Below are 26,160 nucleotides of genomic sequence, written 5' to 3'. Positions count from 1 at the left end.
TGACGCTCCATTCACAGGAGCGATGTATGCCCACCCAGTTCAGCCCCCGCCCGGACCAGAAAACGCCAACCAGACCCTTGGCCACGGACAGCCTTCACGCCGAGTACCTCGAAGGTGCGCTGCCGCAATGGCTTATCGACGCCAGCGCTCAACGGAAGGTCGCGATCAGGCAGGCCGGCGTGCTGCTGCCGCAGTGGTATACACAAGCGTCGGTACCGCAGCGCAATTCACTGGACGACTGTTTCAGGAGCAGTCTCGCCGCGCAGTCTGCATTGGACAAAACGATGTCACCGCTCAAGGACATCGACGCGTTTGCCCGACCGATACTGGCTCGCGCGTTAAAAAAACACTGCAAGGTCGACGTCGATGTCGACAAAACCTTGCTCAGCCTCAGGCGACCTATGGCGGTGGGTATTTTCAGTGTTGAAATCGGCTCTTTCGAAGTCTTGAGTCTGACCCTGCTGCAAGCCGCGCTGCATAATTTCGAACTCAGCGAATGCCTGCCCGGCGCCTTTCATGACAGCTCGGGTTTTGCAGAGGAAACCGCGCCCGGCGCCTACGCGCCGGTGAAGATCAACCTGACCGTCACGAATTTCCTGCGCTTGTGCCGCTCGCTCGATATTGGCGCGCGGTATCAAGCGCATCTCAAGGCATTTTTCCATACCACGAACCCAGTCATGGCAAGCACCTTGCGCGAGCAATTCATCGCCAGCCAGAAAGCGAGCTTGCGCGCGGCGGCTGAACAGGCGTTGCTGACCACGGACATTCGTCCGCAGGATCACGCGATGCTCCTTTCGGTCATCGCCGGTGAAAAACACCCTGTGATGGGCGCAATGCAGGTCTGGTTTGCCGATCTGGGCCTGATGCGCCACCGTCTGGTTGGCTGTATCGCCTTTGTAATCGGACCTAAGCGCCGCGCTGGTGAGGCGGTGATTCTGTATGTGCCCCATGATCCCGAGCATCCGCTGAAGCGCTACACCCGGGCGCAAATGGAGGAAACATTCAAGCGGCTGTTCACCGCCCGCGATGCGCAGTCAGCCAACAGCCCGGTGCCGACGGCCTACCAACGGTTTTTCAGCCAGTTTCTGCCTTACGACAAACGATCCTACTTTTTCAGCCAGTTTGTCCGTGAGTCTGCCGATACCCCGGTCAATTTCTACAGCACGCTTTGGCGTAGAGCCCCGGAGGCTTTGAGTCCGCTTTATCCTTTTATCCATATCAGGGAGTTGCCCCCCGAACATCCGTGGATGGAACCGGAACCTGATCCGTATATCGGCGTCGCGATCATGCCGCACGATGAGCGCGATCCTTGGGCGGAAAACAGCGACTTGTGGGCCCGGCTCTACGAGCAGCATCGCGACAAAGTGCTGGCCGATGCCCGCAGTCATGCGGTGCCGTCCAAAGATATCGACGCCAAGGTACGCGATGCCCGATTAGCGGCGCTGCTACAGGTCGGGCTGCTGACGCTCAACCTGGTGTCGATGTTTGTGCCGGGACTGGGCGAGATCATGATGGTGGTGATGGCCGGGCAGTTGCTGTATGAAACCTTTGAAGGCGCGGTCGAGTGGAGTGAGGGTGACAAGCACGCCGCCAAAGCGCACTTGGTGGATGTGGCGGAAAACCTGGCACTGATCGGTGCGATGAGCGCAGGGGGAGCGCTGATCGGCAAGCTCACCGCGGTCGCGCCGGAGCCGGTGATCGAAGATATGCACCCGGTGACCTTGCCCAACGGTGAGACACGCCTTTGGAAGCCCGACCTGAGTGGCTATGAGCAAGAAATGACATTGCAAGACGCGATCGGGCCGGATGCGCTGGGCCAGTATCGGCTCAACGGCAAAACCTACATCCGTCAGGGTGACAAGGTCTACGAGCAGTTGATCGATCCGTCGACCTCGCAGTGGCGCATCAAACACCCCGGCGAGTCCAACGCTTACCAGCCTGTGCTTGAACACAATGGCCGGGGCGCCTGGCGGCACACGCTGGAACAGCCCATGCGCTGGAGTCGCCTGACGCTGTTGCGGCGCATGGGACATGTTACCGATGGTTTTTCCGATGAGACCCTGCTGACACTGGCCGATATCAGCGGCGTCAGTGAAAGCACCCTGCGCAAGATGCACCTGGATCACGCGCCAGCGCCGCCGGAGTTACGCGATGTCATGCGCTTGTTCAAAGCAGATGCCGAGGCCGCGCAAGTTGTCGAGCAACTGCGCGGTGCGGCACCGATCGATAAGCGTTATCTGTACGCGTTGCCGCAGGTCACCGAAATGCCGCGCTGGCCATACGACCGGGTACTGGAGGTCTTCTCGGAGCCTGACTTGTCGGGGCAGCCCACCCGCTACGGCGCCGAAAAACTCGTGCCCGGGGTCAGCAGTAAACCGTCGATCCAGATCACGCGCGCGCAGGTGCTGAACGGAGAACTGCCGACGCGAATCCTCGCGACGCTGGAAGAAAACGAGATCAACTATCTGCTCGGCAGGGACACCGCGCAGTTTCGCCCGGGCAGACCCGAGGCGTTCGGCCGGCAACTGGCGGATCATGTCGCCACGCGCCAGGCCTCGATGGTTGATGAACTGTATCGCGGCACCGAACCGGGCAATCCGCACGTGCGTATTTTGCAGCGCGAAACGCCGGGGCTGAGCGATGCCGCCGCGCAGGATGTGCTTGATCACGCCACTCCAGCGGAGCTGACACGCCTGCAAAGCGGGGGAAGGGTACCGCTGAAAATGCTCGAAGAGGCGCGCTGGTATGCCCGTCAGGGCCGGCAAGTGCGTTCCTTTGCCGGTTTGCACAGCGAACATCTCTTATCGGCGGATAGCCGCCGGCTTGCACTGCACACGCTGGCAAGGTTGCCGGGCTGGCCGCAGTCGTTGCGCCTGGAAATTCGTGAGGGCAGCCTGACCGGGGCACTGCTCGACAGCCTGGGCGATAGCATTGCGTCCAACAGGAAATATCTGATCAAGGAGGGGCCGTTCTATCGAGCCTTCAATGCGCGAGGGGTACCGCTCAATGGCGCAGCCAGACAGGGTGAGAGCTTTTATCGCGCGATCATGCGTGTTTTGCCTGATGAGGAGGCGTCCGCGCTGGGGTTGAGCGATGGCAGCCAAAGCCACGAGTTACAGCGCAAAGTGATCCAATCCGCCCGCACGCACCGCGACGACTTAGCACAGTTGCTGACGCCGCAGGCCAAGGGCTTTAAAGCGCCGACACGGGTCAGCGCCACGTTGAGCGGCTATTACGCCAGCGGACGAGGCACTGGCCTGCGCCCTTCATTGCTGGTGCGGATCAACGAACTCTACCCAGGCCCGCGACAGGCGGAGGCTTTCCTTAACCAGCACCGTGGCTTGAGCGACCGCCAAATCTACTCACTGCTGGAGGCGCGCCGGCGCGAATGGGAAGGGCTGAACGTTGCGCTTGAACAATGGCAGGCCGGTCCGAGCGGCAGTGAGGCTGCCCAAGGCCGGTTACGAGTTGCCCAAACGCTGCGCGAGGCCTGGCGCAATGCGCCGCTGGCCGAACACAATCCGCAAGCTGCACGCCTGTCACTGGTCTGTGATGAGCCGTTACCAGTGTTGACCACTTCCTTTAGCCATGTGCGCGAACTGTCGGTGGCTGGTAACGGCATGACCGACGGCAACGCGAATGCCTTTCTGGCGCGTTTTCCCGAAGTGACTCATCTGGCGATCGGCAACATGGAGCGCGGTATCGATTACCTGATGTCCAGAACCCGGCCGCTGACCTCTTTGCCGTCGGCGGTCGGCCAGATGCCCCGGCTGGTCAGCCTGCGTTTTTCCACTCACGCGCCAGCACTGGCGGCAGATTTTCCGGCAAGCCTAGGTGCGCTCACTTCGCTGGAAACGCTGCATATTGACTATGCCGGCTTCGACGCCCGGAGCTTGCATGCACTGGATCTTGGCGCTTTGCGTCGCCTGCGCAGCTTGCGCATCGATGCGCCGTACGCGTTATGGGAATGGCCGGCATCCGTCGAACGGCTTGAGCAACTGCAACGCCTGGATCTGAGCCACACCGCCATTCGCGCGCTGCCTGATTCGCTGTACAGCGGACAGGAACGGCTGTGGGCCGGTCTGTCGCTGGACTGGGGGGCATTGGCCCCGGCGCAGTTCATGCGCGCTTACGAGTACGTGCGCAGCTACTCCGGCGAACTCGGCCATCTGGTCGATCTGAACCAAATGGTCAGTCAGTACTGCCGCGCCGAACTGGACTTCATGGCGACCTTGCCGGATCTGCGCGACCCTTTGCCGGCAAGCTTCGATGCCGTGTGGGTGACGCCCGAGGCAAGGATGGCGGCGATTGCCCGGCTCCGAGCTGAGCACGATGCAATCTTTGCGCAGTTTTATCTGCCAGCGAATACCGAGGGGATGCGTTTTGCAGGGCTGCGGTGGCAGTGGGCAACCGGGCGCAACGCCGCAACACTGCGGGCTCTCAAGCGAAGCTGGAATGCTGCCCTGCGCCAGCATTACGGCGTACCCGGCGACGTGGCAACGTTTGAGCTGCCTGAACCGAGCGTCGGTCTGGTTGAGCACGCGGGCACTCAAGATGTCATCGACCTGCCGCGATTGCCGGCCGGCAGCTTTGCGCACATCCGCACGCTGCGTCTGCAGCAACTGGACGTTCCCCCTGCGCAGGCGCGGGCTTTTGTCAGAGGGTTCAGCGCGACCGAAAACCTTATCCTGCCGGGGAACACCTTCGCCGAATTGCCGTTTGCGGCCACTGATCTGCCTTCATTGAGGCAAGTCGATTTGTCGAACAATCGCATCGTAGTCACCCCGGCGGTGCAGGCACAATTCAATGGCCTGCGGCGGCTCGGCAGACTCAACCTGCAAGGCAATCCGCTGGGCCAATTGGATGTGAGCGCCATGCGCCAGCTTCAGGCGTTGAATCTGCGAGCCACTGATTTGCGAGCCTGGCCTGCCGGTGCTGAAAGCCTCGAGCGGTTGTACTGGCTCGATTTGCGTGACAACGCCATCGCGTCGCTTTCGCCACAAGCCCTGGCCGACCCCAACGCGCTGATGAAAGTCAATTTGAGTGGTAACGCTTTCAGTCCTGAAGGCGAGTTAGCACTGAACACTGCGTTACAGCGCATTGAACGGGCCAACGGTCTGTCTGACGGTACGTTGGCGCGATTTGCCGAGGAGCCAGTGCCTGCCGACACGCTGCCGAGGCAGTCAGCCTGGACGATGACGGAGTTGTTATTGGCACTCCCCGAACGCGCTGCCGTTTCGCCGGGGGAGGCCGGAAGAGTGACGCAATTGCAGTGTTTGCACCCGAGCGTGTCCCAAGAGCGCGCCGTGCAGATATTGCAGAGCATGCGTCAAACCGGCCTGACCGATGAGCAGATCGACGCGCAGATCAGCCAGTGGCACCAGCATTGTGAAGGGCTGACCCGTCAGCTGAATGACTGGCTCTACACGCGGGGAGCGCCTGCGGGCGAGCGTCGGGCGTCTGCGCGAAACCGCTCCGGCGCGGCGCTGCGCATTCGCGAAGCATGGTTGGCGGGGCTCAGCCACAACCCCGGTGAGGAGGGGGTGACACTCAATCTCAGCGGGCTGCAAACCGGCGATATGCCGGGCTTGGCGGTGCCGCTTCCCGGAGTGACAATGCTCGATGTCAGTGGCGTCGGAATGACGGGCCCCGGCGCCAGCGGTTTTCTGCAAGGCTTTGCCAACCTCAGGCGACTGGTCATCAGCGGTAACGAGCTGCTGACCGTGCCAGAGTCGGTGCTGCAGATGAATCAGCTTCGGCGATTGGACATGCAGTATTGCGACCTGTCCAGCGCGGCCAGTGTCTATCCCTTGCTCGGCGGTACGCGGTTGCGTTGGCTCGACTTGAGCTATAACAATCTGCGCGCGTTCGACCCGCCAGCATTCGGCGTCATCGACACTCTGGACCTGCGCTTCAACGAGCTGACTGATTGGCCGAGCGGGGTTCTCGACGCGCCGAACCTGCGCACGTTAAACCTCAGTGGCAACGACATCACCGACATTCCCGAAGCGATTTTCGAGGGCAGCCATGCGCAACTCGTCGCCGGCACGGATTTGTCCGAAAACACCGAACTGTCACTTGTCGCACTGCAGCGGCTCAGGTTTTACAGTCGGGTCAATCACTTGCCAGAGGTACTCGGTATCGCCCGTGAAGACATCGAAGGGATGATCGATGCGCAAGTGTTTGGCGTCGAGGAAAGCGGCGTTTCGGACATGGGCAGTGATGGCAACGATGTCGATGAAGGAGCGCAGGTGGTTGATCCGCATGCGCAGGTAGCTCCGGTCGAAGAGGTTTCTGATTCGGCCCGGCATATCTCTCCTGTCGCATTGAATACCTGGCTTGCGGACTCACCCGCGGCATTGGCCGCTGGCCGAAGAATACTCTGGGCGCGGCTGGCGGAAGAACCGAATCATGAGCGCTTTTTTCAGTTGGTGTTCCTGTTGCGTCATACCCTTGACTTCCGCCTTGCACGCGTCGATCTGACCCATCGTTTGTGGCGTGTCATGGAAGCCGCCAGCGAAAACACCGAACTGCGCCAATTGATGTTCCATAACGCCGAAACGCATGGTGCCTGTCCCGATGGTCGGATCCTCACGTTCAGCGAGTTGGAAACTCGCGCGTATGAATATACCGCCCTGCGCGATATTCCCCGTGAGCGCCCGGACCTGCGCGGTCGGGCCTTGCTCGATCTGACGCGACGGCTGTTTCGCCTGGAGCGGGTCGACAGACTGGCAGAGGCTGCCGGGCATTTCCAAGACCGGGCGGAAGTCCGTCTGCACTATCGGATCGGCATGACCCGAGGCTGGCCTGACGGGCTGGAGCTACCCGGTCAACCGGAACACGCGCTGTTCGCCACCCCGATTGCCGGGCAGCGTTTGATCGACGCCCGGGCGGCGGTACTGGCCGATGAAGCGTCAGACCTGTTTCTCGACGATCTGATTTCGCGGGACTATTGGGTCCGGTACATGAAGGATCGCTACCCCGACGCATTCGCGATACTGGAACGCAATGCCACGCGACGCCAGGAAGAAGTCGAGGATGCTCACCCCGATAAACACGTTGATGAGGCGTCCCGCGAGCGCTATCTGGAAGCGATGAACCGGCTTGAGATTGAGTTGGCGCTGGCTCGCGCGGACAGGCTGAAGGCGTTGTCCCGCAATGAATTGGAGGTGTTGGCGAAGGTGGTCCTGGACGCGCCACAACCTGCGCCCTCATCACCCCGACCGGGACCGTCAGGGAGCCAATGAGGGGTGGTGCGGATCCGAGAGCGGGCGCTCCCGGATCCTTGGCGCTTCAGTTGTCGTAACCCAGATTCGGCGCCAGCCAACGCTCGGTCACGCTCAGCTCCTGGCCTTTGCGCGAGGTGTAGCTTTGCACCTGATCCTTGTCGACCTTGCCCACGGCAAAGTACTGCGCCTGCGGATGGGCGAAGTACCAGCCGCTGACGGCGGCGGCCGGGAACATCGCGTAGTGCTCGGTGAGGAACACACCGCTGCGGCCAGCGCGCATTTCTTCAGCCTCCGGATCGAGCAGAGCGAACAGCGCAGCTTTCTCGGTGTGATCCGGGCAGGCCGGGTAACCCGGGGCAGGGCGGATGCCGCTGTATTGCTCTTTGATCAGCGCTTCGTTGTCGAGGGTTTCGTCTTTGGCGTAACCCCAGTGCTCTTTACGCACTTGCTGGTGCAGCCACTCGGCACAGGCCTCGGCCAAGCGGTCGGCCAGCGCTTTGACCATGATCGAGTTGTAATCGTCGCCAGCGTCCTGATAAGCCTTGGCCACTTCTTCGGCGCCGATGCCGGCGGTGGTGATGAAACCGCCGACGTAATCGGTCACTTCGCTGTCCTTCGGTGCCACGAAGTCGGCCAGCGAGAAGTTTGGTTTGCCGTCGGTCTTGATGATCTGCTGGCGCAAGTGATGCAGTTTGGCCAATGGCTTGCCGTCATCGCCGTACAGCTCGATGTCGTCGTCATGCACCTGATTGGCCGGCCAGAAACCGAACACCGCACGGGCGCTGATCAGCTTCTCGTCGATCAGCTTGGCGAGCATTTCCTGCGCGTCCTTGTACAGCGCGGTGGCGGCTTCACCAACCACTTCGTCTTCGAGGATGCGCGGGAACTTGCCGGCCAGATCCCAAGAGATAAAGAACGGCGTCCAGTCGATGTACTCGGCCAAGACTTTGAGGTCGATGTTGTCCAGCACCTTGCTGCCGGTGAAGGTCGGTTTGACCGGCTCATAAGTCGCCCAGTCGAACTGTGGCTTCTTGGCGATGGCTGCGGCGTAGCTCAGGCGCTCGGTGCGGGCGCTGCGGTTGGCGGTACGTTCGCGCACTTCAACGTATTCGGCACGGGTTCTCTCAACAAAACCGGCCTTCAATTCTTTCGACAGCAACTGCGTCGCCACGCCGACCGCGCGGGAAGCGTCGGTCACGTAAACCACGGCATCGTTGCTGTACTTCGGTTCGATCTTCACCGCGGTGTGCGCTTTGGAGGTGGTCGCGCCACCGATCATCAGGGGCAGATGGAAGTCCTGACGCTGCATCTCGCGGGCCACATGGACCATTTCATCCAGCGACGGAGTGATCAGACCAGAGAGACCGATAATGTCGCACTTCTGCTCTTTGGCCACCTGCAGGATCTTCTCTGCCGGCACCATCACGCCGAGGTCGACGATGTCATAGCCGTTGCAACCGAGCACCACGCCGACAATGTTCTTGCCGATGTCATGCACGTCGCCTTTCACGGTTGCCATGAGGATCTTGCCCTTGGCTTCCGGCTTGTCGCCCTTTTCCAGTTCGATGAAAGGGATCAAGTGCGCCACGGCCTGTTTCATCACGCGGGCGGATTTCACCACTTGCGGCAGGAACATTTTGCCGGCACCGAACAGGTCGCCAACGATGTTCATGCCCGACATCAGCGGGCCTTCGATCACTTCGATCGGGCGGGCGAACGACTGACGCGATTCTTCGGTGTCTTCAACAATGTGCGTGGTGATGCCCTTGACCAGCGCATGTTCCAGACGCTTGTTGACGTCCCAGTTGCGCCATTCTTCGGTCTCGGCTTCCTTGACGCTGCCGTCGCCCTTGTACTTGTCGGCGATGGCGAGGAGGGCGTCGGTGCCTTCCGGCGTGCGGTTGAGAATCACGTCTTCAACAGCGTCGCGCAGCTCTTGCGGGATCTGGTCGTAAATCTCCAGCTGACCGGCGTTGACGATGCCCATGGTCAGGCCCGCGCGGATCGCGTACAGCAGGAACACCGAGTGGATCGCCTCGCGCACCGGATTGTTGCCACGGAACGAGAACGACACGTTGGACACGCCGCCCGACGTCAGCGCGTACGGCAGCTCGTCGCGGATGTAGGCGCAGGCGTTGATGAAGTCCACAGCGTAGTTGTTGTGTTCTTCGATGCCGGTGGCGACGGCGAAGATGTTCGGGTCGAAGATGATGTCTTCCGGCGGGAAGCCGACTTCGTTGACCAGAATGTCGTAGGAGCGTTTGCAGATTTCTTTCTTGCGCGCTTCGGTGTCGGCCTGGCCGGCTTCGTCGAACGCCATCACCACCACCGCCGCGCCGTAGCGCTTGCACAGTTTGGCGTGGTGGATGAACTGCTCGACGCCTTCTTTCATGCTGATCGAGTTGACGATGCCCTTGCCCTGAATGCACTTGAGGCCGGCTTCGATCACTTCCCATTTCGACGAGTCGATCATGATCGGCACGCGCGAGATGTCCGGTTCACCGGCGATCAGATTGAGGAAGGTCACCATGGCCTTCTTCGAATCGAGCATGCCTTCGTCCATGTTGATGTCGATCACCTGCGCGCCAGCTTCGACCTGTTGCAAGGCGACTTCCAGCGCTTCGGTGTAGTTGTCTTCACGGATCAGACGGGCGAACTTGGCGGAACCGGTGATGTTGGTGCGCTCGCCGACGTTGACGAACAACGAACTGCGATCGATGGTGAACGGTTCCAGACCCGAGAGGCGGCAAGCCTTGGGAATGTCCGGAATCTGCCGCGGCGCGTAACCGGCGACGGCTTTGGCGATGGCTTCAATGTGCCCCGGCGTGGTGCCGCAGCAGCCGCCGACGATATTGAGGAAGCCGCTCTGGGCGAACTCTTCGATGACCTTGGCAGTTTCCGACGGCAGTTCATCGTACTCGCCGAATTCGTTCGGCAGGCCGGCGTTCGGGTGTGCGGAAACGTGGGTGCTGGCCTTGTTCGACAGCTCCTCCAGGTACGGACGCAGTTCACTGGCGCCGAGCGCGCAGTTGAGGCCGACGGAGATTGGCTTGGCGTGTGCAACGGAGTTCCAGAACGCTTCGGTGGTCTGGCCCGACAGGGTGCGGCCGGAGGCGTCGGTGATGGTCCCGGAAATCATGATCGGTAGTTCGATGTGCAGCTCTTCGAACACGCCTTGCACGGCGAAGATCGCCGCTTTGGCGTTGAGGGTGTCGAAAATGGTTTCGATCAGGATCAGGTCGGCGCCGCCCTCGATCAGGCCTTTGGTGGCTTCGGTGTAGTTTTCCACCAGCTCATCGAAGGTGACGTTGCGGTAGCCGGGGTTGTTGACGTCCGGCGACAGCGAACAGGTGCGGCTGGTCGGGCCGAGCACGCCGGCAACGAAACGCGGCTTGTCCGGGTTCTCGGCGGTCTTGGCGTCGGCAACCTTGCGGGCCAGACGTGCGCCTTCTACGTTTAGCTCGTACGCCAGTTCTTCCATGCCGTAGTCGGCCATGGAAATGCGCGTGGCGTTGAAGGTGTTGGTTTCGAGGATGTCGGCGCCGGCGTCCAGATAAGCTTTCTCGATGCCGCCGATCACGTCGGGACGAGTGATCACCAGCAGGTCGTTGTTGCCCTTGACGTCACTCGGCCAGTCCGCGAAGCGTTTGCCGCGATAATCCTGCTCTTCAAGCTTGTAGCTCTGGATCATCGTGCCCATACCGCCGTCGAGTATCAGGATGCGCTCTTTGAGAGCTTGCTTGAGAGCTTGAAGGCGGACGCTGCGATCGGACATTTGGACTACTCGGAAAGACCATTACGAAGGAGCGGGATCATAGCAAACCTGTGCGCTTTTAGAGCATGTGGGGCTTTTGCATGAATATCGCTCATGTTGGTACGAGCGTCATACTGTAGAATCGCGGCGTTTTTTTACAATCGGGATCAGCAGCATGTCTTACCGCGTCATTGGTTTTGTGTTGTTGTTTCTCAGCTGGGGCGCCGTGGCGCAAGAGCCAGCGACTGCACCGGTCATTTCTCCTTCGATTTCTTACGTCCGCGACATCCAGCCAATCTTCACCGAGAAGTGCGTAGCCTGCCATGCGTGCTACGACTCCGCTTGCCAGTTGAATCTGGGCAGTGGCGAAGGCGCGGCCCGTGGTGCGAGCAAAATGCCGGTCTATGACGGCGAGCGCACTGTCGCGGCGCCGACCACCCGACTGTTTTACGACGCCTTTGGCAAACGTGCCTGGCAGCAGAAAGACTTTTATTCGGTGCTCGACGCGCAGGGCAGTCAGGCGGCGCTGATGGCGCGGATGCTCGAACTGGGGCACAACACGCCGCTGACGCCAAACGCCAAACTGCCGGAAGAGATTGTTCTGGGCCTGAACCGCGAGAACATGTGCGCGCTGCCCGCCGAATTTGAGGGTTATGCCGGCGCTCATCCGAAAGAAGGCATGCCGCTGGCGGTGACCGGGCTGACCGACCAGCAATATCAGACGCTGCAGCGCTGGCTGGCGTCTGGCGCGCCGATTGACGAACAAGGCCTGGCGCCGAGCGCCAAAGAGGCGCTGCAAATCGTCCAGTGGGAAAATCTGCTGAACATGCCTGGCGCACGGCAGAGTCTGGTCGGGCGCTGGTTGTACGAGCACTGGTACCTTGCGCACATCTACTTCAAGGATGGCGAGCCGGGGCATTACTTTCAGTGGGTACGTTCGCGCACGCCCACCGGTCAGCCGATCGACCTGATCGCCACCCGTCGCCCCAACGACGATCCGGGCACCCAGGTGTATTACCGCTTGTGGCCGGTGCAAGGGGTGATCGTGCACAAAACCCACATCACCTACCCGCTGAGCGCGGCGAAGATGGCGCGGGTGAAAAGCCTGTTCTACAGCGGCAACTGGCAGGTCAATGCCTTGCCAGGTTACGGCCCACAGAGCCGCGCCAATCCGTTCGCCACATTTGAAGCGATTCCGGCGCAGGCGCGTTACCAGTTCATGCTCGACAACGCCGAATACTTCGTCCGCACCTTTATTCGCGGCCCGGTGTGCCGTGGGCAGATCGCAACCGACGTGATCCGCGACAACTTCTGGGCACTGTTCCAGGCACCGGAACACGACCTCTATATCACCGACCCGAACTATCGCGGCCAGGCCACGCCGCTGCTGGCCATGCCGGGACAGAACGACGATGTCGGTAGCGTCCTCAGCTTGTGGCGCAACTATCGCGACAAACGTAATGAATACGAGGCCCTGCGCCGTGACAGCTACGCCGATATCCCCGCGCCGAGCTGGTCGACCCTGTGGGCCGGCAACGACAACGCGTTGCTGAGCATTTTCCGCCACTTCGACAGCGCTTCGGTGACCAAAGGCTTGATTGGCGAGGTACCGCAGACGATGTGGCTGTTCGACTATCCCTTGCTCGAACGCACCTATTACCAGTTGGCGGTCAACTTCGACGTGTTCGGCAACGTCTCCCATCAGGCGCAAACCCGCCTGTATTTCGATCTGATCCGCAATGGCGCCGAGCAGAACTTCCTGCGCCTGATGCCCGCCGATTCCCGCGAGGATTACCTCGACGATTGGTATCAGAGCGGTGGCCAGTTCAAGATGTGGCTCGATTACGAGGCGATTGACGACGACAAACCGACTGCGCTGAAACTCGACGAGAAAGACCCGAAATACGACTTCGCCATGCAATTACTCGCGCGTTACGGTGATCTCAATGCGCGCCCGGACCCGATCAACCGCTGCGATGGCGCTTACTGCTCGCGGCCGAATATCGACCCGGCGCTGCAAAATGCCGAACAGGCGTTGAGTCGCCTGACTTCGCGTCCGGCGGCCGGCTTGAAGGTCATCGAGCAACTGCCGGAAGCGACCATGCTGCGGGTTGAAACCGCCAGCGGTAAACGCGAGGTCTACAGCCTGTTGCGCAATCGCGCGCACAGCAACGTGGCGTTCCTGCTCGGTGAGTCGCTGCGCTATCAGCCCGGGCTGGACACACTGACCATTTACCCGGGCGTGCTCAGCAGTTATCCGAACTTCATCTTTAATGTCCCGGCCGATCAGGTGCCTGAGTTTGTCGATGCAATGGAAAACGCCAAAGACGCCAACCGCTTCGAGAAAATCGTCGAACGTTGGGGGATCCGCCGCAGTCATCCACAATTCTGGTTCTATTTCCACGATCTGAGCCAGTACCTGCACGAAACCGACCCGGTGGAAGAGGGCGTGCTGGACATGAACCGCTACGAGAATCTTTGATCGATTCAGATTGGCTTGCTGTCCCAACTTCAAGCAACACCGCAAAACCCTGTAGGAGCTGTCGAGTGAAACGAGGCTGCGATCTTTTGATCTTTAAAATCAAGATCGAAAGATCGCAGCGTGCCGCAGCTCCTACAGGGATTGAGGTGAATTTGAGGGTGTGATCGGGAGCAGGTGATGTTGATTTCAGTGCAAGCCCTGCGTGCGCTTGCCGCGTGGACGGTGGTCTGCCATCACTTCATGCAGATTTTCTTCGACTTCAAGGCACGCGGGCCGATCGGGCAACTGTTCATCGACAAAGGCGCAGTGGGCGTGGATATTTTTTTCGTCATCAGCGGCCTGGTGATTTTCCTCTCGACCGAAAACAAACCGCTGCCGCCCGCGCGTTTTCTGCTTTATCGGCTGTTTCGCATCGTCCCGGCGTATTGGCTGTACACGCTGTTGATGGCGGTGCTGGTGGTATTCGCCCAGCCGTTGCTGCCTGACCAGACCGTGGATTGGGATCATCTGCTGTTGTCGCTGCTGTTCATTCCGACTGAGAACCCTGGCGGTTACGGCATCTATCCGACGTTGAACGTCGGCTGGACGCTCAATTACGAAATACTTTTCTATGTGCTGTTCGCCTGGGCGCTGCTGTTTCGCTTGCAGGTGCGCCTGCTGGTGGTCGCGGCGCTGCTGTTTGCGGTGAGTCAGGCCTGGACCGGGTTTGGCTGGATCAGCGAGTTTTATCGTTCGGACATTGTTTATGAGTTTCTGCTGGGGATCGGCATCGGCATGCTCTATCGCCGGGGCTGGATTGGCCCGGGTTTCTGGCTGCCGCTGACCGCGATTGGCGCTGCGTTGCTGGCGATCTATCACTGGGCACCGGCGCCGAGGCTGCTGAACTGGGGTGTGCCGAGCGCCGTGCTGGTGATGGCGTGTATCTCGCTTGAGCGTTATGTCGAGCGCAGTCGCGTGCTCAAGCTGCTCGGCGATTGCTCGTATTCTGTATACCTGATGCACGTTCTGGTGCTGTCGGCGGGCGGTTATCTGGCCCGGCGCTACGGCATCAACCCGTATGTGATGTTTGTCGTGTGCGCGTTGGCCATCGGCGTCGGCTCATGGTTGAGCTACGAATGGGTGGAAAAGCGCAGCTATCGCTGGCTCAAGGCGCGAATGGACGACGCGCCTGACGAGAATCTTTCCCGACAAAAATACTAGGACTTTGTCCGGCGCAACGATTGGCGTAAACTGCGCCCAAGCCTGCGAGGAGTTTCCATGACCGCTATTACCATTACCGACGCCGCCCACGATTACCTGGCCGATCTGCTCTCCAAGCAGAACACCCCGGGCATCGGCATCCGCGTCTTCATCACCCAGCCTGGCACCCAGTACGCCGAAACCTGCATTGCCTATTGCAAGCCGGGCGAAGAAAAACCTGAAGACACCGCGCTGGGGCTGAAAAGCTTCACCGCTTATATCGATCACTTCAGCGAAGCGTTTCTCGACGACGCCGTTGTCGATTACGCCACCGACCGTATGGGCGGCCAGCTGACCATCAAGGCGCCAAACGCCAAAGTGCCGATGGTCAACGCCGACAGCCCGGTCAACGAGCGCATCAATTATTACCTGCAAACCGAAATCAACCCGGGGCTGGCCAGCCACGGCGGTCAGGTCAGCCTGATCGATGTGGTTGAGGACGGCATCGCTGTTCTGCAGTTCGGAGGCGGTTGCCAGGGCTGCGGCCAGGCGGACGTAACCCTGAAGGAAGGCATTGAGCGCACCTTGCTCGAGCGTATTCCGGAGCTGAAGGGCGTTCGAGACGTGACCGACCACACGCAGAAAGAAAACGCCTACTACTAAGGTGTTCGCTGCGGACATGAAAAACGGCGCCCCGTGAGCGCCGTTTTTTTATGGGTGAGTTTTTTATGGGTGAAATGTACCGACGCCTTCGCGAGCAGGCTCGCTCCCACATTTGATCGCATTCCAAATGTGGGAGCGAGCCTGCTCGCGAAGGGGCCTTTGATCGTTCCCACGCTCTGCGTGGGAATGCAGCCCGGGACGCTCCGCGTTCCAATTCATGGCCTGTAGAGGTGCGCATGCCCGGCGCGATACAGCGACGACTCGCTAAACACCTCACTGCCCAAGACACGACCCACCAGAATCAACGCCGTACGCCGAAACCCTTTGGCCTCGACCTTCCCGGCAATATCCGCCAGCGTCCCCACCACCCAGTCCTGATCCGGCCACGTCGCCCGGTGAATCACCGCAATCGGGCAATCGGCGCCGTAATGCGGCAGCAGTTCCGCCAGAATCTTGTCGAGATGATTGACCCCCAGATGAATCGCCATGGTCGCGCCATGCTGCGCCAGACTGCCGAGCTCTTCGCCTGCCGGCATGGCGGTCTTGTCGGCGTAGCGGGTCAGAATCACGCTTTGTGACACGTCCGGCAGAGTCAGCTCCGCCCCGAGCAACGCTGCACACGCTGCGGTGGCGGTCACGCCAGGGATGATCTCGAACGCAATATTCAGCTCGCGCAGATAACGGATCTGCTCGCCGATCGCGCCATACAGGCTCGGATCGCCAGAATGCACGCGCGCCACATCCTGACCTCTGGCATGTGCGGTCTTGATCAAATCGATGATTTGTTCAAGGTGCAGCTCAGCGCTGTTGACCACCGTCTCGGCGTTATGCCCTTCGAGCACCGCCGCCGGCACTAGCGAGCCTGCGTAGATGATCACCGGGCAACTGCGGATCAGCCGCTGGCCTTTGACGGTGATCAATTCCGGGTCGCCGGGGCCGGCGCCGATGAAGTAGACGGTCATCGTTGAATCCTGAGTAAAAGAGGGCACGACCGCGTTGCAGATGAACAACGCTCATGATCAATAACGGGGATTATCGGGATTTTACGCCGCGCCGGCCAATGCCAACGTTGCCTGTGCGTATTTTTGCCGGGAAATCAGCAGTTTTGCCGGCGCCTGTATCAGCTGTTCGGCGAGAGCCAGAGCGGCACTTTCGGCCACGCCGTAGCAACCGGTGCGTTCGTAGGCGATCTGCGAATGGTGACTGAGTCGTTGCTGGTAACTGGCCAGTTCTTCACTGCTGAAATACAGCAAGGGCAGGGCCAGTTGTGCAGCAAGTTCTTGCAGACCCGGTTCGTCGCGCTTCAAGTCGATGCTGGCCAAGGCCTTGACCGCTTCAAGGTCGATGCGATGGGCCTGCAATGCCTGGTCGAGTAACGCGCGCAGCGTGCTGGCCGGACAGCCGCGCTGGCAGCCCAGGCCGATCACGAAGGTCGGCGCTGCGCTGTCATCGGTCATGCGTGGTATTGACCAGCGCTTTTGCGGCGGAACAACCAGGCGCTGATCAGGCCCAGGGCCAGCCAGAACACTACGTTGGTCAACTGCGAAGCGATTTTGAACTGGGCTTCCAATGCCTCGGGAGCGAGCATCGAATGCACTTGCGGCTGTGGTGCGCCGATCACGTGCGGCACCGCGAGAATGGCGACACCAAGGATCTTCATCAGCCAGTGACGGCTGAACGCGATCAGCGACAGGCCGACAGCGGTCGAAGCGGCAGTGCCGATCCACCAGATTTGTCGCGAGGCCAGATCAGCGGCGGCAGTGCCCGGCAATTCAGGTGGCAGGCCCATCGTCGGTGCCAGGACGAATGTCGCGTAACCGGCCAGACCCCAGAGCAGGCCTTGCGAGGTTTTGGTCGGCGCACGCAGGGTGTAAAGACCCGCGAGCATCAGAGCAAAACCGACAGCCACCACCAGATTGCCACCCGTGGTCGAGACTACGCGCTGCCAGCCGTCTTCCGGCTCCCAGGCTTCGGCATCGTGGGTGTGCGCAGCGGTGCCGGCGGCGTGTTCGTGAACTTCTGCAACCGGTTCGGCTTTCTCGAAGGTCTCTGCCTGAAGAATCAGCGGGGATACCCAGAAGCTTTGCAGCAGGGTGAGGAGCAGGGCGGCCAGCAGGCCGGTGAAACCTGCGGTTTGCGCAATACGCTTGATCATGTCGGCAGGTCTCAGTGGCACGGGAACGCGGCGCTGTGGCGGGTATCGTGGGCGGCGTTGTGCACCGCTTCGATGTGTGAGAAACCGGCGAAGTAGACCAGGCTGGCACCGAGGATCGACGCAAAGATCGCGGCGGTCAGGCGTTGGCTCAGGGTGGTGGTGCTGGAAATTTTGTCCGTGTTGCTGCCGGTGCTGCTGATGATCGACATGGCGCTTCCCTCTGGAGTGTCAGCGGGTGATTTGAGCGCATGAAAACCCCTGCGGGTCGGGCTCGCAGAGGTTCGAACAGCGCCCGCCCACCGCGGGTTTGTTATGTTCAGCGACGCAAAAATGCGGGCTGTGTGTTGCGGGCCGGTCTCCGGGCTCACGAGGGGTTGGCGTCAGGCCGACCTGCAAGCGTCACCTTCCCATGCCTTGCTGACACAGTGGTTTTGACGCTTCGCTCGCTTACCGTTGCGGGGGCAGCACCGGACTGACATGGCTTTGAGTAAAGCACATGATTCACCGGTTTCCCGTTTCACCCTGTGAAGGGCACCCGTAACAAGGTGTGTAGGAGAGCATGGGGGTGGGGTTTTGGTCAATTTTTTGGGGTGGATCCGTTGCTGCGGGTGTTGCTGATTAGGGTTCCGCCCTTACGGCGGGTCACTTTTGGCAAACGCCCCAAAAGTAACCAAAAGGGCTTGCTCCTACGTGCGGCCCGCTCGCTGGGGCTCGGGGTTCCTTCGCTACGCTCGGCCTATTGAGTGGTGAAGAGCGGGGCGTGGTCGGCTTTGGATTTGTGGTGGATTTTCCCTCACCCCAGCCCTCTCCCGGAGGGAGAGGGAGCCGATTTGTGGGCTTTTCAAAATCTGAGTTCAACGCGGTATCGCACGTCGGCGTCCCTCGCCCAAACAACTCGATCAGTCCCCTCTCCCTCCGGGAGAGGGCTAGGGTGAGGGGCTCTTGATCTGGCTTTTGATCTGGCTTTTTTGCCCCTTCGGCAGGCCGAGCGAAGGTGTTCATCCGGGGGTTAGGCGCGCAGCGCCGTGCGGCGAAGCCGCACACATCGAGAGGAGGTGCAGCGAAGCAAACCGTAGGCGATGCCCCCGGATGGACACCGTAGCGAGGGAACACTGAGCCTCAGCGAAGTGCCGTACGCCGGGGCAAAGCCTTTTGGGTTACCTTTTCGGCGTTTGGAAAAGGTGACTCGCTGTAAGAGCGAAACCGCCAGCGGCCCCAGCCGCAGCAACGGATATACCCCCAATCCAAACATTGACCCATAACCACACCATGCGTAGCCTTGCGCTTTCGAGGTTCTTCGGCCCACGCCGAAGCTAAGAAGGGAACGCGGTCAATGCCGCGGCTGCCCCCGCAACTGTGAACGGTGATGTTCGCTGCCACGCCACTGCCAGCTCAACTGATGAGCCAGCGGGAAGGCGCAGCAAACGCCAGGCCCAGCGCCTGAACGCCGTCAGCCAGGAGACCTGCCTCGTCACAGATTCTCACTACAACCGGGCGGGGTGATCCGGTGGCGAACGCTTCCGGCGCGCACGCGCGTTGCCGGTTCTCGTCCCGTATGCCCGCCGCTTGCCAAAGGGCATACCGATGAAAACACTGGCCAAACTCCCCGTCACCATCGTCACCGGCTTCCTCGGCTCGGGCAAGACCACGCTGCTGCGGCACATGCTCGACAACGCACAGGGCCGGCGCATTGCGGTGATCGTCAACGAGTTTGGCGAGCTGGGCATCGACGGTGAAATCCTCAAGCAATGCACCATCGGTTGCACCGAAGAAGAAGCCACGGGCCGCGTTTACGAACTGGCCAACGGCTGCCTGTGCTGCACCGTTCAGGAAGAGTTCTTCCCGGTGATGCGCGAACTGGTTGCGCGTCGCGGCGACCTCGACCACATCCTCATCGAAACCTCGGGCCTGGCCCTGCCAAAACCGCTGGTGCAAGCCTTCCAGTGGCCGGAAATCCGCAGCGCCTGCACCGTTGATGCGGTGATCACCGTGGTCGACAGCCCGGCGGTGGCCGCTGGCACTTTCGCTGCGTTCCCGGATCAGGTCGACGCCCAGCGCAAACTCGACCCGAACCTCGATCACGAATCGCCGCTGCACGAACTGTTCGCCGACCAACTGGCCAGCGCCGATCTCGTCATCCTGAACAAAGCCGACCAAACCAGCCCGGAAGATCTCGCTCGCGTGCGCGCTGAAGTCGCCGAAGAGCTGCCACCGGCGGTGAAAATCATCGAAGCCAGCAACGGCCGTCTGCCACTGGACGTGTTGATCGGCCTCGGCGCCGGTTCCGAAGAACACATCGACAGCCGCCACAGCCATCACGATCACCACCATGGTGAAGGCGATGACGATCACGATGACCACGATCACGACGCCTTCGATTCGATCTCCATCGAACTGCCGCAAGCTGACGAAAGCCTGCTGCTCGACGCCCTGACGCAATTGGTGGTCAAGCACGGCATCCTCCGTGTCAAAGGTTTCGCGGCGATCCCGAACAAGCCGATGCGCCTGTTGATCCAGGGCGTGGGCACGCGTTTCGACAAACATTTCGACCGTCAGTGGGGCGCCGATGAAGCGCGCGTGACACGTCTGGTGCTGATCGGCCAGGAACTCGACGCCGCCCAACTCGAAGCGCAACTGCGCGCCGCGCTCAGCGTTTAAGCCATGCACCTGCTCAGGACCCAGCCCGGCGGTTTCGTCTCGGATGACAACATTGCCGACCTTGGCCAAACTCCCGCCGAGCTGGTAATCCTGTGCAGCGGCGACTCCAGCCTGGCGCTGCTCGCCGAAGCCGCGCAGCAATTGCCCGAGGATTACCCGAGCCTGCGTCTGGCCAATCCCATGCAGGTACAGAATCATGCCTCGGTCGATCTGTACGTCGATGAAGTGCTGCGCCATGCCAAGGTCATTTTGATTTCGCTGCACGGTGGCATCGCCTATTGGCGTTATGGCGTCGAGCGTCTGGTCGAGCTGTCCGAGCGTGGTGTACAGGTGATTCTGGTGCCGGGCGATGACCGTCCCGATCCGGAGCTCAGCGACTTGAGCACCGTCAACGCGGTGGATCGTGATCGACTCTGGCAGTTCCTGCGTCAGGGCGGTCTGGGCAATGCGCTGGATTTTTTCCGTTGTCTGGCCAACCGTTGGCTCGCCCGCGATTACGCCTGGGAAGAACCGCAGACCCTGCCGCGCACGGCGATCTACCACCCGAACAAAACCAGCGCCGCACTGAGTGACTGGCAAGCCGAATGGCGGCCGGAAAACCCGGTGGCGGCGGTGCTGTTTTACCGCTCGCATCTGCAAGCGGCGAACACCGCTTTCATTGATGTTTTCTGCCAGCGTTTGCAGGCGGCCGGGCTTAATCCACTGCCGATCGCCGTGGCCAGTCTGAAAGAACCCGGCTGCCTGGCGGTGGTCGAGGATTGGCTGGACGAAGTCGAGGCGGGGGTGATTCTCAACACCACTGGTTTCGCCCAGTCCAGCCCTGAAGCGCCGCACTTGCGACCGTTTCGCCGCAATATCCCGGTGATTCAGGCGATCTGCGCGCAGGACAACGAACCCGGCTGGCGCGCCAGCGAGCAGGGCCTCGGCCCGCGTGATCTGGCCATGCACATTGCCTTGCCGGAACTCGACGGTCGCATCATCAGCCGACCAATCAGCTTCAAGGATCTGGCCTGGCGCAGCGAGCGCAGTCAGTCCGATGTGGTCTGCTACCGCGCGCAACCCGAGCGCATGGATTTCGTCGCTGAACTGGCGCGGCGCTGGATCGATCTGGCACGGGTGCCGAATGGCGAAAAACGCATTGCGCTGATCCTCGCCAACTATCCGACTCGCGATGGCCGCATTGGTAATGGCGTCGGTCTCGACACGCCGGCGGCGGCGCTGAATATCCTGCGTGCGTTGCAGGCTGAGGGCTATCCGGTCACGGCAGAGTTGCCCAAAACCGGCACCGAGTTGATCCAGCAATTGCTCGGCGGCGTCAGCAACGATCTCGACACCATTGATCTGCGTCCGTGCCAGCAAAGCCTGGCGATGGACGCTTATCTGGCGATGTTCAACGCGCTGCCGGAAGCCAATCGCGCCGCTGTGATTGAACGCTGGGGAGCGCCGCAAAACGATCCGATGTGCCGCGACGGGCGGATGATGATCGCCGGCATTCGCTTCGGTCTGACCTTCGTCGGCATCCAGCCGGCGCGCGGCTATCAAGTTGATCCAAGCGCGGTCTATCACGATCCGGATCTGGTGCCGCCGCACGCTTATCTGGCGTTCTATTTCTGGTTGCGCAACACCTATGGCGCGCACGGTGTGATTCACGTCGGCAAGCACGGCAACCTCGAATGGCTGCCGGGCAAAGGCGTGGGCCTTTCGGAAAATTGCTGGCCGGATGCGTTGCTCGGGCCGCTGCCGAATATCTACCCGTTTATCGTCAACGACCCGGGTGAGGGCGCGCAGGCCAAACGACGCACGCAAGCGGTGATCATCGACCACCTGATGCCGCCGCTGACCCGCGCCGAAACCTACGGCCCATTGCGCAATCTGGAGCTGCTGGCCGACGAGTATTACGAAGCGCAACTGCTCGATCCGCGCCGCGCCCGCGAGTTGCAGCGCGACATTCTGCAATTGGTGCGCGAGACGCAGATCGATCGTGAATTGCAGCTTGATGCCGGGCTGGACAGTGACGCCGATGCGGCGATCTGGTTGCCGCGTCTGGATACGTATTTGTGTGATCTGAAGGAATCGCAGATTCGCGACGGGCTGCACATTTTTGGCGAGTCGCCGAGCGGGCGATTGCGCATCGATACATTGTTGGCGCTTCTGCGTATTCCACGAGGCGACGGCAAAGGCGCGCAATCAAGCCTATTGCGAGCACTCGCCAAAGCGTTCGAACTCGGATTCGATCCACTCGATTGTGCGCTGGCCGATCCATGGACCGGCCCGCGTCCCGAGGCGCTGCAATCGCAAAGCGACGAAGTCTGGCGCACTGCCGGCGACACCCGCGAACGGCTCGAACTGTTTGCAACTGCGTTGATCTGCGAATCCCTGCAAATCCCCTGTGGGAGCGAGCCTGCTCGCGAAGGCGTCGTGTCAGTCGCTAAAGATTTACCTGATCCACCGCTTTCGCGAGCAGGCTCGCTCCCACAGGGGCCGGCGTGGGCTGAAGTCAGTGCAATTATCGAGAATCTGCGCGAAGTCGTCGCCCCACGCCTGGACGCTTGCGGCCCCGCAGAAATGCGCGGTCTGCTCGATGCCCTCAGCGGCCGCTTCGTCCCCGCCGGCCCCAGTGGCGCACCCAGCCGTGGTCGCCTCGACGTCCTGCCCACCGGACGCAATTTCTACTCGGTCGACGTGCGCAACCTGCCCACCACCACCGCGTGGCGCATCGGCTTCCAGTCAGCGACGTTGATTCTGGAGCGACACCTGCAAGACCACGGCGATCACCTGCGCCAGCTCGGATTATCCGTCTGGGGCACCGCGACCATGCGCACCGGCGGTGACGACATCGCCCAGGCCATGGCGTTGATGGGGGTGCGTCCGGTGTGGGCCACTGGCAGTCAGCGTGTCGACGATTTCGAGATTCTGCCGCTGAGTTTGCTAGACCGTCCGCGCGTTGATGTCACGTTGCGGGTTTCCGGTTTTTTCCGCGATGCGTTCGCCAACCTGATTCGCTTGTTCGACGCGGCGGTGCAGGCGGTAGCGGCACTGGACGAGCCGGACGATCTCAATCCGTTGGCCGCCAAAGTGCGTGCCGAGCGCGAGGCACTGCTGCAATCGGGCGTCGATGAGGACACCGCGCGGCGTCAGGCGGGTTGGCGGATCTTCGGTGCCAAACCCGGTGCGTACGGCGCAGGCGTGCAGGGCGCCATCGACGGTCGCTTGTGGCAGACCCGCGACGACCTCGCCGAGGTTTATCTGAACTGGGGCGCTTACGCCTACGGTGGTTCCGACGATGGCACCGCTGCGCGCGAGCAGTTCGTCCAGCGCCTGAGCCAGGTGCAAGCAGTGCTGCAGAATCAGGACAATCGCGAGCACGACCTGCTTGATTCCAACGACTACTACCAATTCCAGGGCGGCATGCTTGCTGCTGTGGAAACCCTGCGTGGCGAGGCGGCGGCCAGTTATCACGGCGATCACAGCCAGCCGGATCTGCCGAAGATTCGTACGCTGAAAGAAGAGCTGAACCGGGTGATCCGCTCGCGGGCGGCCAATCCAAAGTGGATCGACGGGGTCAAGCGCCACGGCTATAAAGGCGCGTTCGAAATGGCGGCGACGGTGGATAACCTGTTTGCGTTTGATGCCACCACGCAGTTGATCGATGACCACCAGTACGCGTTGTTGGCGGATGCTTATTTGCTGGACCCTGCGACTCGGGAATTTGTTCGTGAGCATAATCCGCATGCGTTGCGGGACATGACTGAGCGGATGCTTGAGGCGCAGCAGCGGGGGATGTGGCAGGAGCCGGGGGCTTATAAAGAAGCGCTGGAGAATCTGCTGTTGGATATTGAGGAAGATATGTAGCGTCCTCAGGAAAGTCACCCCCTCACCCCAGCCCTCCCGAAACGTCGGACCGCCCCCAAGGGGGCGAGGGGGAAAGGGAGCCGATTTGTGTGCTGTTCAGAATCGAAGTCAACTCGATAATTCAGGTCGGCGTAACTCGAAAGAGCACCGCAATCAGTTCCCTCTCCCCCAGGGGAGTAAGGGGGGAAGGCAGCAGATTTGTGTTGGCTTGGAGTCTGAGTTCAACTCGATAATTCAGGTCGGCGTACCTCGAGAGAACACCTCGGTCAGTTCCCTCTCCCTCCGGGAGAGGGCTAGGGTGAGGGCCACCCCAGCTGACCCCTCACAACCATCAAGCACACCAAAGACCACGACAGAGAAAAACCCAAATGACCGACACCCCGCATTTCCCCCTCTCCGCTGTGGTCGGCGCCGATGACCTGAAACTCGCCCTGTGCCTCACCGCCATCGACCCTAAAATCGGTGGCGTGCTGATCGAAGGCCCGCGCGGCATGGCCAAATCCACCTTGGCCCGTGGCCTGGCGGATCTGCTCGCCAGCGGTCAATTCGTCACTTTGCCTCTGGGCGCTACCGAAGAACGCCTGGTTGGCACCCTTGATCTCGACGCCGCCCTCAGCGAGGGCCGCGCGCAGTTTTCGCCAGGCGTACTGGCCAAGGCTGACGGCGGCGTGCTCTACGTCGATGAAGTCAATCTGCTGCCCGATCACTTGGTGGATCTGCTGCTCGACGTTGCTGCCAGCGGTACCAACCTGATCGAGCGCGACGGCATTTCCCATCGGCATTCGGCGAAGTTCGTGCTGATCGGCACCATGAACCCGGAAGAGGGCGAGTTGCGTCCGCAATTGCTTGACCGTTTCGGTTTGAACGTTGCCCTCAGTGGTCACACGGTGCCGGCTGAACGCGGACAGATTATTCGTCGGCGACTGGATTTCGACAGCGACCCGCAAGCGTTCTGTGCACAGTGGGAAACCGAGCAACAAACGTTGCGCGAACGTTGCGAAAACGCCCGCGATGCCTTGGCCAGTATTCCCCTGGACGACGCTGCACTGGCGCAGATCACCCAGCGTTGCTTCGCTGCCGGCGTCGACGGCTTGCGTGCCGACCTGGTGTGGTTGCGCGCCGCTCGGGCGCATGCTGCATGGCGCGCTGCTGACGCCATCGACAAAGAGGATATCGACGCCGTCGCAGAATTCGCCTTGCGCCATCGTCGTCGCGAACAGCCTGCATCCAGCCCACAACTACCGCCGGCGCAATCGCCGAGCAAGGCGCAGACCGATCCAAGCGAGGGCCTGGGCCAGTGGGGCGATATGCCGGCGCCCGCGCTTGCCACCGGCGCTCGCCGTGAAGTGCCGAGCTGGCCAAAAAAGCCTTAGGCATTCGTCCCCGCTCCGACGCGGGGGCGAATGCCAGACCCCGCGCCGGACGGCTGGACAACGGACGCCAGGGCAAGCGCCATACCGCGCGCAGCGGTACGGTGAACTGGCCGGGCACGTTGCTCAACGGGCGTCCTCGGACCCGTGAAGATCTGCTGTTCCAACTGCGCACACGCTCCCCGCATGAACTGTGGCTGGTCATCGTCGATGCCTCAGCCTCGACGCGGCGCCATCACGCCTTGAGTGATGCCAAAGGTTTGCTCGCGCAACTGTTCGATGACGCCTATCGCCAGCGCGCGCGCCTCGCATTATTGACGGCCAGTGGCTCGACGCCGAAATGGCAGGTGCAGGGGTTGAAGGCGTCCAGCGGCTTGCGTGTCTGGCTGGAGGCTTTGGGGGCCGGCGGCGGCACACCGTTGCTCGCGGCGCTGGGGCAGGCAGAGCAATGGCTGGCGGTGCGGCGCAAGCGTTTTCCTGCCGAGCAGCAGCGGCTGTTGGTGGTGACCGATGGGCGTTTGAAACAGTGGTCGGGATTACCGGCGCTAGCGTGTCCGGGGTTGTTGATCGATATCGAGCGCGGGCCGATCCGGTTGGGTCGGGCGCGGGATCTGGCTTCAGCGTTGGGATCCGAGTATCGACACATTGATGAGCTGATTTCTCTCTAACCTTTTCGGCGATTGTTCTACCGTCTTCGCGAGCAGGCTCACTCCTACATTTGGAATGAGTTCCCCTGTAGGAGTGAGCCTGCTCGCGATTGCATCGACCCGGTCTAGAACCGAACACTCAAAACCGCATCCCTGCTCTATGCTGCACCC

The 26,160-nt window shown here is 61.1% G+C and carries 13 protein-coding genes and 2 riboswitches; of the genes, 8 read left to right on the top strand and 5 right to left on the bottom strand.

The annotated features are described in order from the left end of the window. Positions 1-26 precede the first annotated feature (26 nt). Positions 27-7,247 carry a dermonecrotic toxin domain-containing protein gene (locus M5G26_RS07600; protein WP_273914890.1) on the top strand — a complete coding sequence of 2,407 codons (7,221 nt, stop codon included), beginning with the start codon at positions 27-29 and terminating at the stop codon, positions 7,245-7,247. Between the two features lie 46 nt (positions 7,248-7,293). Here M5G26_RS07600 and metH read toward each other — a convergent pair whose 3' ends face one another. Next, positions 7,294-11,004 (bottom strand): methionine synthase, encoded by a 3,711-nt coding sequence (metH, locus tag M5G26_RS07595; protein WP_134177527.1) that lies wholly within the window; start codon positions 11,002-11,004, stop codon positions 7,294-7,296. Between the two features lie 154 nt (positions 11,005-11,158). On the opposite strand from metH, the gene M5G26_RS07590 reads away from it, so the two are divergent. The 3 genes from M5G26_RS07590 to nfuA all read left to right on the top strand — a co-directional run bounded on the left by M5G26_RS07590 (position 11,159) and on the right by nfuA (position 15,307). After that, a complete protein-coding gene (locus M5G26_RS07590) occupies positions 11,159-13,465 on the top strand; it encodes a fatty acid cis/trans isomerase (RefSeq protein WP_273914889.1) in 2,307 nt (768 codons plus the stop codon). Positions 13,466-13,642: 177 nt separating this feature from the next. Continuing rightward, the gene (locus M5G26_RS07585; protein ID WP_273914888.1) at positions 13,643-14,665 is read left to right on the top strand and encodes an acyltransferase family protein; all 1,023 of its coding nucleotides are present in this window, start codon (positions 13,643-13,645) and stop codon (positions 14,663-14,665) included. A gap of 57 nt (positions 14,666-14,722) precedes the next feature. Next, positions 14,723-15,307: a Fe-S biogenesis protein NfuA gene (nfuA, locus tag M5G26_RS07580; protein ID WP_007912592.1), complete on the top strand. Its 585-nt coding sequence runs from the start codon at positions 14,723-14,725 to the stop codon at positions 15,305-15,307. 215 nt (positions 15,308-15,522) lie between these two features. On the opposite strand, the gene cobM is transcribed toward nfuA, so the two are convergent. The 4 genes from cobM to M5G26_RS07560 form a co-directional block, all read right to left on the bottom strand. After that, the gene (cobM, locus tag M5G26_RS07575) at positions 15,523-16,269 is read right to left on the bottom strand and encodes a precorrin-4 C(11)-methyltransferase (protein ID WP_134177524.1); all 747 of its coding nucleotides are present in this window, start codon (positions 16,267-16,269) and stop codon (positions 15,523-15,525) included. Between the two features lie 81 nt (positions 16,270-16,350). Continuing rightward, a complete protein-coding gene (locus M5G26_RS07570; RefSeq protein WP_273914887.1) occupies positions 16,351-16,764 on the bottom strand; it encodes a cobalamin biosynthesis protein in 414 nt (137 codons plus the stop codon). Next, positions 16,761-17,462, bottom strand: coding sequence for a CbtA family protein (locus tag M5G26_RS07565; RefSeq protein ID WP_273914886.1), 702 nt, complete (start codon positions 17,460-17,462; stop codon positions 16,761-16,763). Before M5G26_RS07565 ends, M5G26_RS07570 begins: the two co-directional genes overlap by 4 nt. 11 nt (positions 17,463-17,473) lie before the next feature. Further along, positions 17,474-17,671, bottom strand: coding sequence for a CbtB domain-containing protein (locus tag M5G26_RS07560; RefSeq protein WP_016983301.1), 198 nt, complete (start codon positions 17,669-17,671; stop codon positions 17,474-17,476). 123 nt (positions 17,672-17,794) lie between these two features. Then, positions 17,795-18,016, bottom strand: a riboswitch (cobalamin riboswitch). Positions 18,017-18,735: 719 nt separating this feature from the next. Next, a riboswitch (cobalamin riboswitch) is annotated at positions 18,736-18,947 on the top strand. Between the two features lie 99 nt (positions 18,948-19,046). Between M5G26_RS07560 and cobW the strand changes: the two genes are divergently transcribed. From cobW to M5G26_RS07540, 4 genes are all read left to right on the top strand, one after another. Further along, on the top strand, positions 19,047-20,120 hold the full coding sequence (cobW, locus tag M5G26_RS07555) for a cobalamin biosynthesis protein CobW (RefSeq protein ID WP_034154301.1): 1,074 nt from the start codon (positions 19,047-19,049) through the stop codon (positions 20,118-20,120). Between the two features lie 3 nt (positions 20,121-20,123). Next, on the top strand, positions 20,124-23,972 hold the full coding sequence (gene cobN / locus M5G26_RS07550; RefSeq protein ID WP_273914885.1) for a cobaltochelatase subunit CobN: 3,849 nt from the start codon (positions 20,124-20,126) through the stop codon (positions 23,970-23,972). A 368-nt stretch (positions 23,973-24,340) separates the two neighbouring features. Further along, the gene (locus M5G26_RS07545; RefSeq protein ID WP_273914884.1) at positions 24,341-25,345 is read left to right on the top strand and encodes an ATP-binding protein; all 1,005 of its coding nucleotides are present in this window, start codon (positions 24,341-24,343) and stop codon (positions 25,343-25,345) included. A 2-nt stretch (positions 25,346-25,347) separates the two neighbouring features. After that, positions 25,348-26,010 (top strand): vWA domain-containing protein, encoded by a 663-nt coding sequence (locus M5G26_RS07540; protein WP_443218379.1) that lies wholly within the window; start codon positions 25,348-25,350, stop codon positions 26,008-26,010. The last annotated feature ends 150 nt before the right edge of the window (positions 26,011-26,160 follow it).

It is taken from the genome of Pseudomonas sp. TNT2022 ID642, assembly GCF_028656995.1.
In the GTDB taxonomy this organism is placed as follows: domain Bacteria; phylum Pseudomonadota; class Gammaproteobacteria; order Pseudomonadales; family Pseudomonadaceae; genus Aquipseudomonas.
The sequence above is the reverse complement of the archived record's forward strand: the minus strand, read 5'-3'. Positions and strand labels throughout refer to the sequence as shown.